General features: G+C 67.4%; 9 protein-coding genes. 1 reads left to right on the top strand and 8 read right to left on the bottom strand.

Annotated elements, in window-relative coordinates:
- Positions 1–70 precede the first annotated feature (70 nt).
- From FJ386_08470 to FJ386_08455, 4 genes are all read right to left on the bottom strand, one after another.
- Complete coding sequence (locus tag FJ386_08470; GenBank protein ID MBM3876735.1) at positions 71–2,062, bottom strand: aldehyde dehydrogenase family protein; 1,992 nt, start codon at positions 2,060–2,062, stop codon at positions 71–73.
- A gap of 1,802 nt (positions 2,063–3,864) precedes the next feature.
- Positions 3,865–4,782 carry a DUF3472 domain-containing protein gene (locus FJ386_08465; GenBank protein MBM3876734.1) on the bottom strand — a complete coding sequence of 306 codons (918 nt, stop codon included), beginning with the start codon at positions 4,780–4,782 and terminating at the stop codon, positions 3,865–3,867.
- 4 nt (positions 4,783–4,786) lie between these two features.
- On the bottom strand, positions 4,787–5,569 hold the full coding sequence (locus FJ386_08460; GenBank protein MBM3876733.1) for an SIS domain-containing protein: 783 nt from the start codon (positions 5,567–5,569) through the stop codon (positions 4,787–4,789).
- Between the two features lie 150 nt (positions 5,570–5,719).
- Entirely contained in the window at positions 5,720–6,685 is a 966-nt protein-coding gene (locus FJ386_08455; GenBank protein MBM3876732.1) for a hypothetical protein, read from the bottom strand.
- A gap of 108 nt (positions 6,686–6,793) precedes the next feature.
- Between FJ386_08455 and FJ386_08450 the strand changes: the two genes are divergently transcribed.
- The gene (locus FJ386_08450) at positions 6,794–8,095 is read left to right on the top strand and encodes a serine/threonine protein kinase (protein ID MBM3876731.1); all 1,302 of its coding nucleotides are present in this window, start codon (positions 6,794–6,796) and stop codon (positions 8,093–8,095) included.
- A gap of 397 nt (positions 8,096–8,492) precedes the next feature.
- Here the strand turns inward: FJ386_08450 and FJ386_08445 are convergent, their stop codons facing one another.
- The 4 genes from FJ386_08445 to FJ386_08430 form a co-directional block, all read right to left on the bottom strand.
- Complete coding sequence (locus FJ386_08445; protein ID MBM3876730.1) at positions 8,493–9,710, bottom strand: hypothetical protein; 1,218 nt, start codon at positions 9,708–9,710, stop codon at positions 8,493–8,495.
- Between the two features lie 109 nt (positions 9,711–9,819).
- On the bottom strand, positions 9,820–11,427 hold the full coding sequence (locus FJ386_08440; GenBank protein MBM3876729.1) for an SDR family oxidoreductase: 1,608 nt from the start codon (positions 11,425–11,427) through the stop codon (positions 9,820–9,822).
- Between the two features lie 60 nt (positions 11,428–11,487).
- The gene (locus FJ386_08435; protein MBM3876728.1) at positions 11,488–12,468 is read right to left on the bottom strand and encodes a hypothetical protein; all 981 of its coding nucleotides are present in this window, start codon (positions 12,466–12,468) and stop codon (positions 11,488–11,490) included.
- A gap of 10 nt (positions 12,469–12,478) precedes the next feature.
- The gene (locus FJ386_08430) at positions 12,479–15,286 is read right to left on the bottom strand and encodes a hypothetical protein (GenBank protein MBM3876727.1); all 2,808 of its coding nucleotides are present in this window, start codon (positions 15,284–15,286) and stop codon (positions 12,479–12,481) included.
- Positions 15,287–15,680: the final 394 nt, after the last annotated feature.

The following is a 15,680-nucleotide window of genomic DNA, read 5'->3' as shown; positions in this document are numbered from 1 at the left end:
GGACGGGCGGCCGTCGCTTTTCAGCACCTGCTTCCAACTCGGTGTGACGTTCTCCCGCCGGGCGTTCGCCTCACGCCGGTTCGCGGCGCGAATCGCAGCCGCGCGCGCCGAGGTTGCCGTAGCGGTGGTAGTCGTGGCTGATGCTTTGCTCGCGCAGATACCAGAGCAGTTCCACGCGGCCCTCGGACACCACGGGCGCGTCGGCCAGGAACAGACCGGTTTCCGCCGCGGCGTCGCGCACGACGCGCGGCACGCGGTCCTCGGCGGCGAAGCGGATGCGGTCTGCCTGTCGTGTGCGGACCGCAGCGGCGAGTTGAGCATCCGACTCCTCGATAAACTCGATGCCTCCAGCCCATTCCTCGGTCAACTCGTGGAGCAACTGCACCGACGCCGACGTGAAAGGCAGCGCGTGGCTCGCGGTGATGCGGCACCCCGCGATGCGTGCCGCGGCGAGGCGCGCGGCGTTCTCGAAGAAAGTGTCCGCCGCGCCGACCCGCACGCGCACCTCGCGCACGGGCAGGTAGCGGCGGAAGTTGTCCTGTCCGAGCAGGCGGAAGTGGTCGTGCGCGTGGCTGAACTCTCCGCGGAAGTTCCGCGCGTAGCTCCGCACCGCGGCGAGCGTGCGACGGACGTCCGGCGCGGGCGCGGCGTCGGGCGCGAGGTGGCGCAGGATTTCGATGAAGCCAGGCAGCAACGGGCCGGTGGATTTGTCTCGCGAGTCGGACGTGTCCGGCGAGTCTGGCTCGTCGGACTCCGTGAACTGCATGAACTGCGCCACGTAGTTCGGCCCGCCCGCCTTCATGCCCGCGCCGAAGACGGACTTGCCCATCCCGCCGAACGGCTGGCGCAGCACCACCGCTCCGGTCGTCGGGCGGTTGATGTAGAGGTTGCCCGCGCGGATGCCCGCGAGCCACTCGGCTTGCTCGCGGTCGTCGAGGCTCGCGAGGCCGCTCGTGAGCCCGTAGCCGGTCTGGTTCACGAGCGCGATGGCCTCGTGCAACCGCTCGAAGCGCATCACGCCGAGCACCGGCCCGAAGAACTCCGTGAGGTGCGTGACACTTCCGGGCTGCACGCCCCATTTCACGCCGGGCGACCACAAGTGCGGGTTGTCGCCGACCTGTCGCGGCAGCACGGCCCACGATTCGCCGGGCTCGAGCGTCTTGAGCGCCGCTTCCAAGTCACCGCCCGGCGGGCGAATGAGCGGACCGACGCGCGTGGGCAAGTCCCACGCGCTGCCGACGTGGAGGCTCTTCACGGCGTCGCAGAGCATGCGCTTGAACGCGGCATCCTCGTAAACTTCCGCCTCGAGCAGCAGCAGCGAGGTGGCGGAACACTTCTGCCCGCTGTGGCTGAACGCGCTGTGGACGAGGTGCTTGATCGCAAGCTCGCGGTCGGAAAGCGCGGTGATGATGGTCGCATTCTTGCCGCCCGTCTCGGCGAAGAGCCGCAGGTCGGGGCGCGCGTTCAACATGCGCAGCGCAGTGTCCGTGCCGCCGGTGAGGATGACGGCATCCACGTCCGGATGCGTGACGAGTCGCGCGCCCGCGCCGCTGCCGGGACACGGTGCGAACTGCAATACGCGCCGCGACACGCCCGCGCGCCAGAAGCACTGGCACAACTCCCACGCGATGAGCACGGTGTCCGACGCGGGCTTGAGGATGACCGTGTTCCCCGCCGCGAGCGCCGCCGCGACGCCGCCGCCGGGAATCGCGATGGGAAAATTCCACGGCGGCACGACGACCACGACGCCGCGGCCGGCTGCGTGAATCCTCTCTTCAGCCCCCGGCTTCGGCGCGGTGTTGGCCGGCCGGTCAACGGGTGCAGCCGTTTCCATGGCTTTGACCCGAGGGGAAGCCGCTGACGCGGCTGGCCATTTCGTTTCAGGCCCGCTCACCGGGCTGAAGCCCGGTGCCCATGAGGTGGCGCCTCGTTCGGTGACGCCCCCCAATTCGAAAAACTCCCGCGCGCTGGCGCGGTAGAACTCCACGAAATCCACGGCCTCGCTCACCTCGGGATCGGACTCGGCGAGCGTCTTGCCTCCATTCGCGAGCGCGGCCCACATCAAATCGGCGCGGGCGCGGCGAAGCTCCTGCGCCACGCGGCCGAGCACGGCGCTGCGTTCATCCAGGGTCATTGCGCGCCAGCCATCGGGATCGGCCTTCGCGCAAGCGACCGCGCGCTCGATGTCCGACACGTCCGCCACGCGATACCGCGCCACGACCACGCCGGGGCGGGATGGATCGAGACAATGGCCGATGGCCGGTTGCCGGTTGTCAAATGCCAATGGCTCGCCGCCGATCACCAGCGGAATCTCGGTCGTGCCCGCCGCCTGCCTCGCCCCGATGCTCGCGGCCCACGCGCTGTTCTGCGGAAGCGACCAGTCGGTGTCCGGCTCGTTTTGGAAGTGACGCCAGTCCATCTCCGCGCGCGGCGCATCCGATCGCTCCGTCAACCGGTCCTGCGTGCGACGCGGTGCGTCGGAGGCTCTCACCTCGAACGCTTCGCGGAAGCCGCGCTCCAGTTGATCCCAGTCCGCCGAGCCCACGTTCAACCGGAACGCGTGCCGCAGGAAATTCTCCGGCCCGGTGTTCTCGTCGAGCCGGCGGATGAGATAGCCGATGGCGTTGAGGAACTCCTCCTTGCGGCACGCGGGCGCGTAGAGGAGCAGGTTGCGCGAATGCTCGAGCAGCGCGCGCCGCTGGTGATTCGCCATGCCCTCGAGCATCTCGAATTGCACCCGGTCACCGGCCTGCGCGTCCGCTGCGAGCACGAGCCCAAAGGCGAGGTCGAAGAGATTGTGCGAAGCGACGCCCACACGCACGGCGGCGAGATTCTCCGGGCGCATCGCCTCGCGGAGCATGCGCTTGAAGTTGGCGTCCGTCTCACGCTTCGACTTGAACGGCGCCTGCGGCCAGTCGCGCAACGACGCCTCGACACGCTCCATTTCCATGTTCGCGCCCTTCACGATGCGAACGGTGATCGGCGCGCCACCGGCCGCGACGCGCCGCCGCGCCCAGTCGTTCAGCTCGCGCTGCGCGCGGGCCGAGTCCGGGATGTAGGCCTGCAACGCGATGCCCGCGCCCGCGTGTTGCAGCCCCGGCCGGTCGAGCGCGCGCATGAACGCCTGCGCGGTGAGGTGCAGGTCGCGATACTCCTCCATGTCGAGGTAGATGAACTTCGCCGCGTGCGAACCGTCGGGCCGCGTGAACTTCAGGTGCGCCGCCTCGCGATAGAGCAATTCGAGCCGCTCGCACAGCACGCGCAGCGTGTGGTCGCGCGCGAGGGGATGGATCTGCGAGAAAAGCGTCGAGATTTTTACGGACATCACCTCGACCTCGGGCAATTGTAGTGCGGCAAGATACTTCTCGAGCCGGTGCGCGGCTTCCTCCTCGCCAAGCAGGGCTTCGCCCAGGAAGTTGAGATTCATCCGCACGCCCTCCGACTGGCGCGCGCGGAGATGCCGCGTGAGCAGCTCGGTCTCGGCCGGCAGCACGACGTTTGCGGTCTCGTGCTGCATGTGCTCCTTCACGAGCGGGACGGACACGCCCGGCAGCCATCCGCCGAAGGTCTGGAACCCGCGCAAGAGCGCGCGGTCCATCGGGCTGAAGAAGCGCGGCACGCCCTGCGCGTCGAGGATGTGCGTGAGGTGGTCCGCCGTGCGCGACACCGCGCGACAACGGAACGCCTGGTCGGTGAGTTGCACCAGCGTGACCTTGTCCGCGGGCGTCTGAAGCATGCGGTCCAACTCGGCCTGCTGGCGGCGCTCGTGCGGCGTCTGAAGCCCCGTCGCGCGCGCCTGCAACGCGCGCGCGAGCGCGATGGCGGACTCGATCAACTGCGAGTCCTTCGCCGTGGTGCTCATGTTCAACGGGGTCCCGGCGCGGGTTTCGCGGGCGCGGCCGGTTCGGGCAACCGCGCCGGCGCTTTGCGCTGGGACGGCGGCAATTCCATCACCGAGCGAAGCGGCGTGGTGGTCTTCGTCTCCCCGCCGGTCGCGAGTTGAAACCAACCGTCTCGGACGCCGGCGTCGATTGTGTCCTTCGCCTCCCACTCGGCGGAGGATGCGGTGAAACGCGCCTTCACCAGCGGCTGCCATGCGCCTGCGACCGTCTGCACCCAGCCATTGCCGAAGCGCGCGCGGCGGCGTTCGGTCGCGCTTCTTGTGTCGCGTCGAAAGTCCTCGACGAACGAGTAAAGCCCGCGCAATGGCGAGCCTTTCGACTGTGTGCGGAACGTCGCGAGCTTCCACCAGTCGCCGCGGTCGGCGCGCCAGATCCACGCCGTGTATGCGGTCTTGTCACCCTGCACTTCGCCCCGCATGAGAAAGCGATTCGTCTCGCCGACCTTCCACGCGAACGGCGCCATGCATTGGCCGCCGGTGCCTTCGCCGCCGAAGCGCCGGATGCGCACGCCCTCGCCCTCGTGCAGCAACTCGACGCGGTCCTCCGGTTTCACGGCGTTGGGGTTGTCGCCCTTCGTCGGGTCCCACACGGAAAAGATGACGACCTTGTTCGTCGGCGGGCCGAGTTGCTGGACGCCGAGGTAGCCCGTGTTCCAGCCCGCGGCCATGAAGTAACTGCCGTTGACGGACTCCTCGACGACCATCTCGGTGTAAAACAGCGCGGCGTCCGGCGCGGGATAACCGAGGTGAACCGAGCGCGCGGCGCGCGGGGGCTTGATCGCGCCGGCGGCGGCAGCGTGACACGTCCACGTCGCGACCAGACCGAGCACGGCAACCAGCTCCCAAGCGGGCCTTCTCCGACAACTCGGCTGCGCGCGCATGAGGTCAACCCGATCCCAGGTGCTGGTAAAGTCCGGCGAGTCGCTGCGCGTGTTCGTCGTAGGCGGCCTCGAAGAGCGCGGCGGCGTGGTCGGCGCCGACGACCGCGCCCGCGGTGAGGACAAGCGGGGGCTGGCCGGCGGCGACGAGTCGCGCGGCGACCTCGGCTTTGATGCAATTGACGATGGCGCAACCGCCGAGCGTGGAGCCGGGGGCGACGGGCGTCTCCAGTCCGTCGATCTGCACCATCGCGTCGCCGGCGGGCGCGCCGGTGTCGAGAACGACGTCCGCGAAGTCCTGCAACTTTTTCCGCGCCGGGTGACGGCTGGCGCTGGCCTCGGAGTGGGCACGGCTGATGATGGCGACGACCTTGATGCCGCGCTTGTGAAACTCTTCCGCGATCTCGACCGGGACGACGTTGCAACCGGACGAGGACGCCACGAGCGCGGAGTCCCTTGCGGAGAGGTCAAAGTTGCGCAGGATGCGCGCGGCGAATCCGGGGACGTTTTCGAGGAACATCGCCTGCCGCTGGCCGTTCGGCCCGACGACCATGTTGTGGAAACTCAGCGAGAGCTCGACGATGGGGTTGAAGCCGGGAAACGAGCCGTAACGCGGCCACATCTCCTCCACGAGGATGCGGCTGTGGCCGGAGCCGAAGAGATGGACCATCCGCCCCGCGAGGATCGTCTGCGCAAACCAGTCCGCCGCCTGCGCGATGGCCGGGAGTTGCTTCTCCACGACCGTCAACAAGTCGCGGGAGCGGGCGAGGTAATTCGCGCTCGGATTCACGACGTGAGACTAGCGAAAGCTGCCGCGTGGGCGCGAGGATTTCCGAGAACGGCAGAAACCGCTCCGATGGAACCGCGGATGGACACGGATTTCGAGGTGCTGCCCGGAGGCCGGGGAGGACGTGTCACAGCCCGTCACCCGTCCAGCGACTCAGTGGTTCAGATACTTGCGCGGCAACTCGGCGCCCACCACGCAGTCGAGCTTCGCGATCTTGCACGACTGGTAGACGTTGATTCGGAAGTCGGGGCACGTGCTCACGAGGCAATACGCGTCCGTCGGCGTGAAGCCGTGCCCGGTGATGAGCCAGTCCATGAGGTTGATGGTCGCGGTTTCGACCGCGCTCTCCATCGGGCGGGCCGCAAAGACGCTCACAATTGAGGCGGGCTTCTCGATGCGCATCCACGGCACGCGCTGGCCCTTCACCAAGTCGAGTTTCACGCGCACGGTCGCGCAGGTTTCCGCGGCGGTGCCGGTGAACTCGGTGTCGCCCTGGCTCGCGTGCACGTCGCCGAGATAAAATCGCGCGCCGTCGTGAAAGATGGGCAGGAGGATGCGGTTGCCCGGCGCGACGTCGCGGATGTCGAGGTTGCCGCCCCACTCGCCCTGCCCGGAGATGCTCGAGTGTACCTCGCGATCCGGCGTGGTGCCGATCGTGCCGATGAACGGCGTGATCGGCCACGAGAGCGTGTCGCTGAAGTGCAGCGTGCCGTCGCGGTTCGTTCCGCTCGGACCGGGCGTGTGCTTGAAAATCTTGGTGGTGTAGTCCGCGCTCAACTCCGGCCAGCGGGCGCTCTCGCCCAGCGGACCGCGCCGCGGGCCGATCGCGATCCACGAGTGGCCCTCGACCACGATGTCCTCGACGGCCACCACCAGGGTGTCGCCGCGCTGGGCGCCCTCGATCCACACGGGGCCACCGATGGGATTGGCGGTCGGCGGCGAGCGGTCGAAGCCGGGGCGCTTCGAGGGAATGGCCTTGTCCGCCGGGGTCTGGAAGTAACCGGTGCTCGCGTCCCACGTCTCGACTTCAAACGACTCGCCCGGCCGGACTCGCAGAATGGGTTCATCGCGCCAGTCGAAGGCGAATTTCCTGGCGGCGTCGCGGGTGATGCGCTGCATGGGCGGAGTTCAACGAAGCCTGCGGCGGTTGTCGAACAGAAACCCGTCACGCCTGCCGCATTCACGCGCCGCAGTTGCCACGCGCGCGGCGGTTGCTACATTCGCGTCATGAAGCCACTCGTCCCTGCCGTGCGCCCCTGCCTGCTCAGCGCCATCACGGCCATCTCACTGCTGGCCGCCGTCCCCTCCGCCGGTGCCGGGAACTGGCCCGCGTGGCGCGGCCCGACGGGTGACGGCATCTGCACCGAGAACAACCTTCCGATGAAGTGGAGCGCGACCGAAAACGTAAAGTGGCGCATCCCGCTGCCGGAGCGAGGCAACTCCACGCCGGTCGTCTGGGGCGAAAAGGTGTTCGTGACTCAAGCCGTTCAAGAGCGTCGCACGCTCATGTGCCTCAATCGCGCCGATGGCAAGCTGGCCTGGCAGGTTGGCGTCGCCACCAACGAGAAGGAGCCGACACATTCGACCAATCCCTACTGCCCGGCGTCGCCCGCCACCGACGGCGAGCGCGTGATCGTGTCCTTCGCGTCCGACGGACTGTTCTGCTACGACTTCGCCGGCAAGGAGCTTTGGAAGCGCACCGATCTCGGCAGGCAATTCCACATCTGGGGCAACGGCGCTTCGCCGGTGATTCGCGGCAACCTGTGCTTCCTCAACTTCGGCCCCGCGGATGCGACCTACCTCATCGCCGTGGACAAGCGCACGGGAAAGACCGTCTGGAAGCAGGACGAATCCACCGGCTACAAGCATCCGAAACCGGGCGAGAAGGGCGTGCAGGGCGAGACCTACATCGGCTCGTGGACCACGCCGATTGTCACGACCGTCGAGGGCAAGGAACAGTTGCTCATGAGCTGGCCGAAGCGCCTCGTGGCCTACGATCTGCAGACCGGTTCGGAAATCTGGCACTGCACCGGGCTCAACCCGCTTTGCTACACCTCGCCGATTCATGCGGACGGCATCGTGGTCGCGATGGGCGGCTTCGGCGGCTCGGCGTTCGCAGTGCGGGCGGGCGGCGGCGGCGATGTGACGGGTTCGCGCCGGCTCTGGCATCACCCGCGCTCGCCGCAGCGCATCGGCTCGGGCGTGATTCACGACGGCCGCATTTACATCCACAACGACCCCGGCACCGCGATGTGCCTCGACCTCAAGACGGGCGCGACCGTGTGGTCCGAGACGCTGACCGGAAAGGCGCCGAGCAAACAAAACTGGTCCTCGGTGATGCTCGCGGGCGGCCACTGCTATTCGATCACGCAGGGTGGCGATTGTTTCGTGTTCAAGGCGTCGCCCCAATTCGAACTCGTCTCCGTGAATTCGCTTGGCGAGCCGAGCAACTCTTCGATCGCGCCATCGAACGGCGAGTTGTTCATCCGCACGCACCGCTCGCTTTGGTGCATCGCCGAGAAGAGGTGACCCGAGCGACGGGCGGGCACGTCAGTTCACGCCATGAAGGTGGTTCCATTTCTCGCTCGCGTATTCGCTCTCGCTTCCCTGTGCACCGCGGCCCGCGCGACGGCTGCGTCCCTCGGGGAGAAGCTCAGCGCCGCCAGGTTCACGCACCGCGCCAAGGCCGCCGCTCTCGCTGCGGGCCACCACGGCGACTTTCACTCCCACCGGCGACGCCATCGAAGCGGAGCTGCTCACCCGCAAGAATCTCGGCACCTGCGGCTCCGGCGCCTCGGAGGTCACGCTGCGGCTCAAAAACGCCGCCGACGGGAAGAAGCTCGGCGCGTGGTCGAAGGGTCAGGTGGTGCGGGCCATCGCGAGGTGATTCGGCGAAAGCGCGGGGGCGCCCGAAGCCTTGCCACACTCACTCCGCCTGCACGGTCACCTTCGGCGGATTCGCGTAGTCCTGCCAGAGCCGTTGCAGCCCGGCTTTGTCCGGTTCGCCATCGGCGATGACGAAGCGGTAGCGCGACACGTAGGGCTTGCCCGGCGAAATCTCCCAGTCGCCATCCTGCGAAGGCGCGACGCAAATCTGCGGGTTCTTCGGATTGAGCCGCAGCGCCTGCGGCGAGCGGAAGTTGTCCGGATGAATCAGCACGGCGATCCCCGCCGTGCCGCCGCCGAGCGCGCCGCCGAAGTGGATCCAATTCGCCTTGGTCGAGTCGCCCTTCTTCCGGTCGTCGCCGTTCGACGTGATGAACTTCGGCACGTTCTCCGGGTCCCATTCCGCCGCGCCGCGCACGCCGAGTCCGCCGTAATGGTATTTCGGCAACTTGAAGAGGCTGTTGCCCGCGCACTCCTGCGTCGAGACCATGTCGAGCAGCCACGCCGTGCCGCCGAGCGCGCGTGCGCGGAAGACGCGCACGTTCCACTGCTCCCGCAGGGCCGGCTTGGGCTTGCCGCCCGCGAGGTCGAGAAACTTATGCCGGCTCGCGAAGCCACCGTGAACCGGGCCGCTCCACGTGCGATCCAGCCGGTCGAACTCCACCGCGGCCGTGACCACGCCGGATTTGTCCTTGCCCATGTTCCAGAAGTCCGGGTGGCCGCCCTCGAACTCCGTTTTGGTCCACGCGAAGAAAATCCCGCGCTGATGCCGGTGGTCCGGAGGATAATCCGCCGTCACGAGCCGGCCCGCGGGCGTGTGGACCGGGTGCAGATACGCGCCGTGCCGATAATGCGGCGGCACTCCCGGCGGAACCTCGCTCGGCGTGGTTTGGTATGCGGCCACGGGCTGGCCTGCCACGGCGAGCCGCAGCACCGCGCCGTCGGCGTTCACGGTCACGCCGTCCGGCCACGTCGTCGCGGCGGGCCCGAGGCGGAAGTTCGCGGTCGTGCCCGCCTTGAGTTCCTGCAGCACAAACCAGCCGCGCCCGAAGTCGTCCGCTTGAAACGGAACCAGGTTCCCCGTGGCATCGGTCAACCCGCGCCACTCACGCGCGCTTGCCGGAAGATCGAAAGCCACGATGGACTCGCGCCGGTCCGTGTCTCCAGCAGCCACGGTCACTCGCAGCGCCGGTGCCGCGGACGCGTGACTGGGAACGGCAAGCAGCACGGCGGCCGCGGAGGCGAACAGGGATTTCATGGCGCGGTTGTCCGCCCGCGAGCACCGGCTGTCAAGCGTTGCACGGGTCGCCACCCAACCGGGGCGGACGGCGTCCTCCCCGGGTTCCTGGCTGAAATGGCGCCGGCCTTCACCAGTCCGTTTCGCGGTAATCTTTCAGGAATTTCCCCCAGATGTGCGTGCCCGTGTTGAAGCCCGCGATGATCGGGTCAACGATCCGCGCCGCGCCGTCCACGATGTCCAGCGGCGGGTGGAAGCGATGCTCCTGCTGCTTGCGCGCGGCGATTTGCACCGGGTCCTCGTCCGTCACCCAGCCGGTGTCCACGGCGTTCATGTGGATGCCGTCCGCGTGGTAGTCCGCCGCCGAGGTGCGCGTCATCATGTTCAACGCGGCCTTGGCCATGTTCGTGTGCGGATGCCGCGTGGTCTTGAACTTCCGGTAGAACTGCCCCTCCACGGCCGAGACGTTGACGATGTGTTTGTCGCGCCCGGGCGTGCGGAGCATGAGCGGCTTGAGGCGTGCGTTAAGGATGAACGGCGCGATGGCGTTCACGAGCTGCACCTCGAGCAGTTCCACCGTGGGAACCTCGTGCATGAGGAAACGCCACGAATTACGGTCGCGCAAATCCACCTGCTGCAAATCCTGATCCAACTGGCCTTGCGGGAACAACGCCTGCTGCGCAGCCAGTTCCTCGGGAAGCAAAGAAACCTGTGACAGCGCGGCGGCGTGCGTTAGCCCGGGCAACGCGCTGGAGCGCCGGGCATCGCCCGGCTTGGAGATTGTCATGTCATCCTGCCGGGCAATGCCCGGCGCTCCTTCCGGCAGCAAATGATACCCGCGCAGCCCTTCGTAAGCGCCGAGCAACTTCGCCGCTTCCGGCGGCAAGTCGTGCAACGCCCCATTCTCGCGTTCCATCATGTGCGCGTAAAAATCCGGCGGCCGGCGCACGGTTTGACAGGCATTGTTGATGATGAAATCCAGCTGCGACCGCGTGGCCAACAGGTGACGGCAAAACGCCTCCACGCTCGGCGTGTGCCGCAGGTCCAAGCCGAAAATCTCCAGCCGGTGCCCCCAGTCTTTGAAGTCCGGTTCCGCCGCGTAACGCCGCGCCGAGTCGCGCGGGAAGCGGGTGCTCACGATCACGTTCGCGCCCGCGCGCAGCAGCTTGATCCCGGCTTGGTAGCCAATCTTGACGCGCCCGCCGGTGAGCAGCGCGACGCGCCCGCGCAGGTCCGCCGACTCCGTGCGCTTGCGCCAGTTCAGGTCCGCGCACGCCGGGCAGAGCTGGTCGTAGAAGTGGTGGATCGTCGAGTAATCCTGCTTGCAGATGTAGCAGTTCTGCGGCTCGACCACCTCGCGGAACTCGGCGTCGGCCGTGACCTCCTGCTGCTGAAAATCCGCCGGCGGAAAGACATTCGGCGTCATGAACACCTTCTCGCGCCGCAGCTTGCGAATGCCCGTCTCGTGCAGCTTCGCCAGATCCCGCTCCAACTTTTCCGCCTTGCGCTGCTTCACTCGTGCCTTCACCAGCCGCCGCCGCTCCTTCAAGTCCGGGCAGTAAATGTCGCCCGCCGCGGTCAGCAGCCGCGTGCGCTCCTCAATCGTCAGTTGCGCCAGCAAGGCGCGATCGCCCGCGACTTTTTCCAGCAGCTCAGTGGCGGCCTTGAGGCGCGCGACCACGCCGGTGTTCTCGTCCGGTGAGTTGGTGCCAGAGGCGGCCGTGGTTCCAGGTGACATCGCGCGCGGGGAGCGTAGCTGACGCCCAACGCTCGCGCCAGCGCGCCGCGTTCCTCGCTGTCACCGGTTCGTGCCGCCCTTGAGCAGGAACCGATACAGCGCGGCCTTCAATTTCTGCTGCTCTTCCTCGCGCGCCTTCTGTTCGGCGGCTTGCTTGGCCTGTTGCTGCTCGCGCCACGCCGCCCCTTGCAGCAAGGGATCAACGCCGATTGCCCGCTGCGTGGCGTTGGTGGCCGGCGGCTGGTTGGTGCTCTGACCGAACTGCAGCGCGAGTGGTGGAGCTGGCGTCACCCCGTTCGTTCTCCCGCCTCCGCCGGGCGGCAAGGGCAGGCTGCGCGCTTCTCCCGTGCGCGGGCGCGCTTCCATTCCCGCCACGCCCAAAATCGGACCACTCAGTGAGGGCTTGGTTGAGGTCGTTGCAGTTGACGGGATCACGGTTCGCAACGGCGCTGCGGACGGAGCGGTGGGCGGTGGCTTGGGCGCAAGGTTGGTTTCGGTCGCGCGTCCCTCGACTGGCTTCGTGACCTGGGGGGTCGCCGGCAACGGTTGGGACGGCGGCGGTGGGACCACCGGCTTGCTCGCCGTCGTTGGCTCAGGCTTGGGGACGGACGTTGGCGGGTTGCCGGGAGGGAGCGGAGCTTTGGCGGCCGCTGAGTCAGGGGCTCCGCGCTGGACCGTCGGCTGAGGGACCGGCGGCGGTTCAACTGGCTTGGCCGGCACTTTTGCTGGCGCTGCCGCATTCGCTCCTTCCTTCGTCTTGGGTTCCTGCGCAGGCGGCGGGACAGCGGGAGCCGCTGGTCTTGCCGCCACGGGAGGCGGCTCAACCGGAGGTTTCGGTCGCGACGCCGCAGGAGCCGGCGCGGAGGCGGGGGCCTTGGGCTGAGTTCCTTCCGCCGTCGCCTTTGGCGCTTCACTCGGGCCACGACCTTGGCGCGTGGGCGGTTTGAACGGCAGTTCTGCCGCTTTCTTCTTCGGTTTGGAAAGGCACGCGGACAGCGCGACACATCCCCCCAGCAGAAGAAGTGTCAGCAGCCGTCGCATCGTGGTGGCCTTACTGGAAGAGGGTTTGCATGGCTGCTATGATCGGCGGCCCGGCCTGCTCGCCGTAGCGCACGCTCAGGGCGAACCGCGCGTTGCGCTCCGACGTGAACGTCTTTTCGACGAGCACCTGCTGTGCGCTCGCGCCGTTCGTGCCGCCCAGCGCCGCGCGCAGCCGTTCGATGAGCGAGTCGTAGTCGAGCGTGTCCATGCACCGGTCCATCAGCCGCCCGCCGATGCCCGCCGGTTCCGCCGCGCCGATCTTCGAGAGCAGTTGCAGCGGCGTAGGCTGCTGGCGGTCCTTGAAGCGCTCGGCCTGATAGGCGTAGTCGGCGATCAGGTTCAACTGCCCGCTCAGGCTCGGCTTCACCGACAGCAACAGGTCGAAGTCCAGATGCTTCTCCAGTTGCTGGTAACGTGTCTGCGCGGCGGGGTTTTTGGGCAGGTGCTTGCAAAAACGTCCTGCATCAAACCACAGGGAGATCGCGCCGTTGCGACTGCGGGCGCGCGGGGGCAGTTGCTCGGGGGCTTCCGTGCCCGTCCCGGCGGCGACCGCGGGCGCAAGGCACCGGCGAATCTCGTCCTCGACGCACGGGGCTTTCGGATCGCCCTCGAACTCGATCAGCAGTATGACCGCCTGCCCGGTCAGCCCGAACGTGAAGTAACCGCCCTCGGGATCCATGTAGCGGCCCGTCCCGTGCCGGATCATCGCCCGGTTGCGCGCGCGGGACGGCGCGGCGTTCGACGACGTGCGCAGGCTGCTGCTGACCCGGTCCGCGATGCGCGAGAGCGCCGCCTCGACCGCCACCGGGTCGGTCACGCGCCCCACGAAGCCGCACAGCATCACGGGTTGGTCGCTCTTCGCCGCCGCTTCCTGCGACGGGAACTTGGCGAACGCGTAGAGATCGGCCCTGGGGTCAAAGCCATTCGTCATCAACTCGGTCACGGTGTCGGAAACCGCCTTGCCGCCGGAGGCCCCCAGCCAATCGGCGAACGTCTGCCCCTGCGCCGACCGGCTCAAGTCATCGGGCCGGAACGTCATCACGGCGAAGCTCCCGCCGGGAATCAGGCTGCCGTGCCCGGCGCGCGCCTTGTCACGGAAGGCACTCGTGCCCCAGACACTCACGAACGCCGCCGCGCCCAACGTCGCGGCGATGAGCAGCAGGCTCAGGCTCGTGGCCAAGGCCTTGGAACGCGGTGATGCATCGGACGGATGTTCCTCGGCGCTCTCACCCGCCGTTGTTCCGGCGACCAAATGCGAACGCGAACGCGGACGCTCTGCCAGCAAGCTCACATTGAATCCGACGACCAGCGAAACGGCCAGCGGATCGAACACCAACACGAGCACGAGTATCAGCCACTTCACCACGCCATCGGCGGTCGCATCAAACGCCCGGGCCACGAAGCGATAGGACCCGATGTCCACGGCCGCGATCTGGCCGCGCAGCCGGTGGATGTCCTCGTTGCGGGCGCGGATGCGCTGATAGAGCGACTCGGACTGCGAATCGCTGGTGGAAGTCGCCGCCAGCCCCTGCGCCTGCATGGCCTTCAACTGCTTCTCCACCTCGCCGATCTCGGCCATGCCGGTTTTGCGCGTGTCCTGCTCTTCCGTGTCGAGCCGCGCCGACTCCTGCGTGAAGCGTTCGCGCACGGCGACGACCTCGCGGTCCGCCGCCTCCACCTGCTTCGCAAAGCCGCTGCGCTGGCTGTCGATCATCGCGCGGCGTTCTGCGAGTTCGGTCTTGATGGCTTCGTGCGCCTTGGCCTGCTGCTTGGCGTGGTCGGTGCGCAACTGCTCGATGCGCGCCCGCAACGTGGCCAGTTCCGCCGTGAGGTCCGCGCGGGCCTTGGCCTGCTGCCTGAGGTGCTCCACGCGCCGTTCTTCGATGCGCTCCCGTTGCACGGCCAAGTCGGCGGCGATGGCCTCGCGCTGCGGGCGTTGCTGTGCCTGGAGCGCCTGCCCCTTCTTGATGTTGTCGAACTTAAACAACCCGCCGGCACCCTGCTTCGTGTAAGCGTCCACCGCGCGGTCGAGCACGGCCAGCCGTTCGTTCAGCGTGGCGATGGCTGACTCCTCGGCGACGAACTTCGGTCCCTCGGCCCGGTCCAGTGCGGCGAGTCGCTCGTTCAAGCTGGTGGTCGCGGCCTCCTCGACGGCGAAGCGCGGCGCACCGGCTTTGTCCATCGCACTCAAGCGCTCGTTGAGGCTGGTGATGGCAGCCTCTTCGATCGCGATGGCTTTCTTGAGCACTTCACCCTGCTCGGTCACGCGCTGGGCGGGCACTTGCAAATCGCGGTCGCGCCGCTCCTGCGCCGTCTTGCGCCGCTCCTGAAGGCGGGCGAGCGCCTGGTTCAGGGACTCGTTGCCCGCCGTGATCCGCTGCTGGAGCTTGCCGATATCTTCGCGCGTGGCCTCACTGCTCGTCGCGAGCGACCCGCGTGCGCCGTCAATCTGGCGCTGCGTGTCCACGATCTCCTTCTCGTTGCGGACGATCTGGCTCTCGAACAGGGTGATCTGCATGTGCGTGCGCTCATACGCCCGCGCGAGGTAGCCGTAGTTGCCCAGCGAAGTGATCGCGATGAGGGACAGCACCGCGAGCACGAGGTAGATCTTCAGCACGCGGCTCGTCACGTTCCAGTAGCGCGACAGGTAGGACGCGGCGACGAGCTTCCCTACTTCCAAGCTCGCTGCCATGACCATCACCGCCACGGCCGAACCAGCGAAGAGAAAGCCCAGGCCCTGCACGGAGAAGAACGCCGAGACGCCCGCGATGAACAAGGCCGAAGCGACCAGCAGATACTTGAAGGAAGTGGGCACCATTCCGGCGTGCTCGGCCGGATGGTGATCAGGGGGAGGTTGCGCCATAACGGTAGAATAATTGCGGGCCGGAGATTGGCCCAAGCCGACGGAAACCAGGTGAACAGGTGAAGACGCAGCGCATGGCCTGATTCTAGTATAGTCGCTTCGCGTAGTCCACAGGGAATGGTCGCGGCTCGCGAGCCGGAAAACAGAACAGCGGCTGACGCCATCGCCAGCCGCCGTTTTGTGAAGTCGAACGAGCTTTAGTTGAACTTGTTCTTCCGATACGCGCCCATCGCCGGGGCGTCCGGGTTCACCTCGGGGCCGAAGTAGCGGAGGGTGACGAGCGGTTCGGTCTCGCTGGTGTTCTCGAAGGTGATCCCGTTCTTCGCGCCGTCTTCGGTGCAGAAGTATT

Source organism: Verrucomicrobiota bacterium (genome assembly GCA_016871675.1).
In the GTDB taxonomy this organism is placed as follows: Bacteria; Verrucomicrobiota; Verrucomicrobiia; order Limisphaerales; family VHCN01; genus VHCN01.
The sequence above is the reverse complement of the archived record's forward strand: the minus strand, read 5'-3'. Positions and strand labels throughout refer to the sequence as shown.

What these genes read in the sequence shown, in the direction of transcription:
- FJ386_08470 (MBM3876735.1), bottom strand. Translation starts at nt 2,062, where the DNA reads ATGTGGGCCGCGCTCGCGAATGGAGGCAAGACGCTCGCCGAGTCCGAT.
- FJ386_08455 (MBM3876732.1), bottom strand. Translation starts at nt 6,685, where the DNA reads ATGCAGCGCATCACCCGCGACGCCGCCAGGAAATTCGCCTTCGACTGG.
- FJ386_08450 (MBM3876731.1), top strand. Translation starts at nt 6,794, where the DNA reads ATGAAGCCACTCGTCCCTGCCGTGCGCCCCTGCCTGCTCAGCGCCATC.
- FJ386_08440 (MBM3876729.1), bottom strand. Translation starts at nt 11,427, where the DNA reads ATGTCACCTGGAACCACGGCCGCCTCTGGCACCAACTCACCGGACGAG.
- FJ386_08435 (MBM3876728.1), bottom strand. Translation starts at nt 12,468, where the DNA reads ATGCGACGGCTGCTGACACTTCTTCTGCTGGGGGGATGTGTCGCGCTG.
- FJ386_08445 (MBM3876730.1), bottom strand. Translation starts at nt 9,710, where the DNA reads ATGAAATCCCTGTTCGCCTCCGCGGCCGCCGTGCTGCTTGCCGTTCCC.
- FJ386_08430 (MBM3876727.1), bottom strand. Translation starts at nt 15,286, where the DNA reads ATGGTGCCCACTTCCTTCAAGTATCTGCTGGTCGCTTCGGCCTTGTTC.
- FJ386_08465 (MBM3876734.1), bottom strand. Translation starts at nt 4,782, where the DNA reads ATGCGCGCGCAGCCGAGTTGTCGGAGAAGGCCCGCTTGGGAGCTGGTT.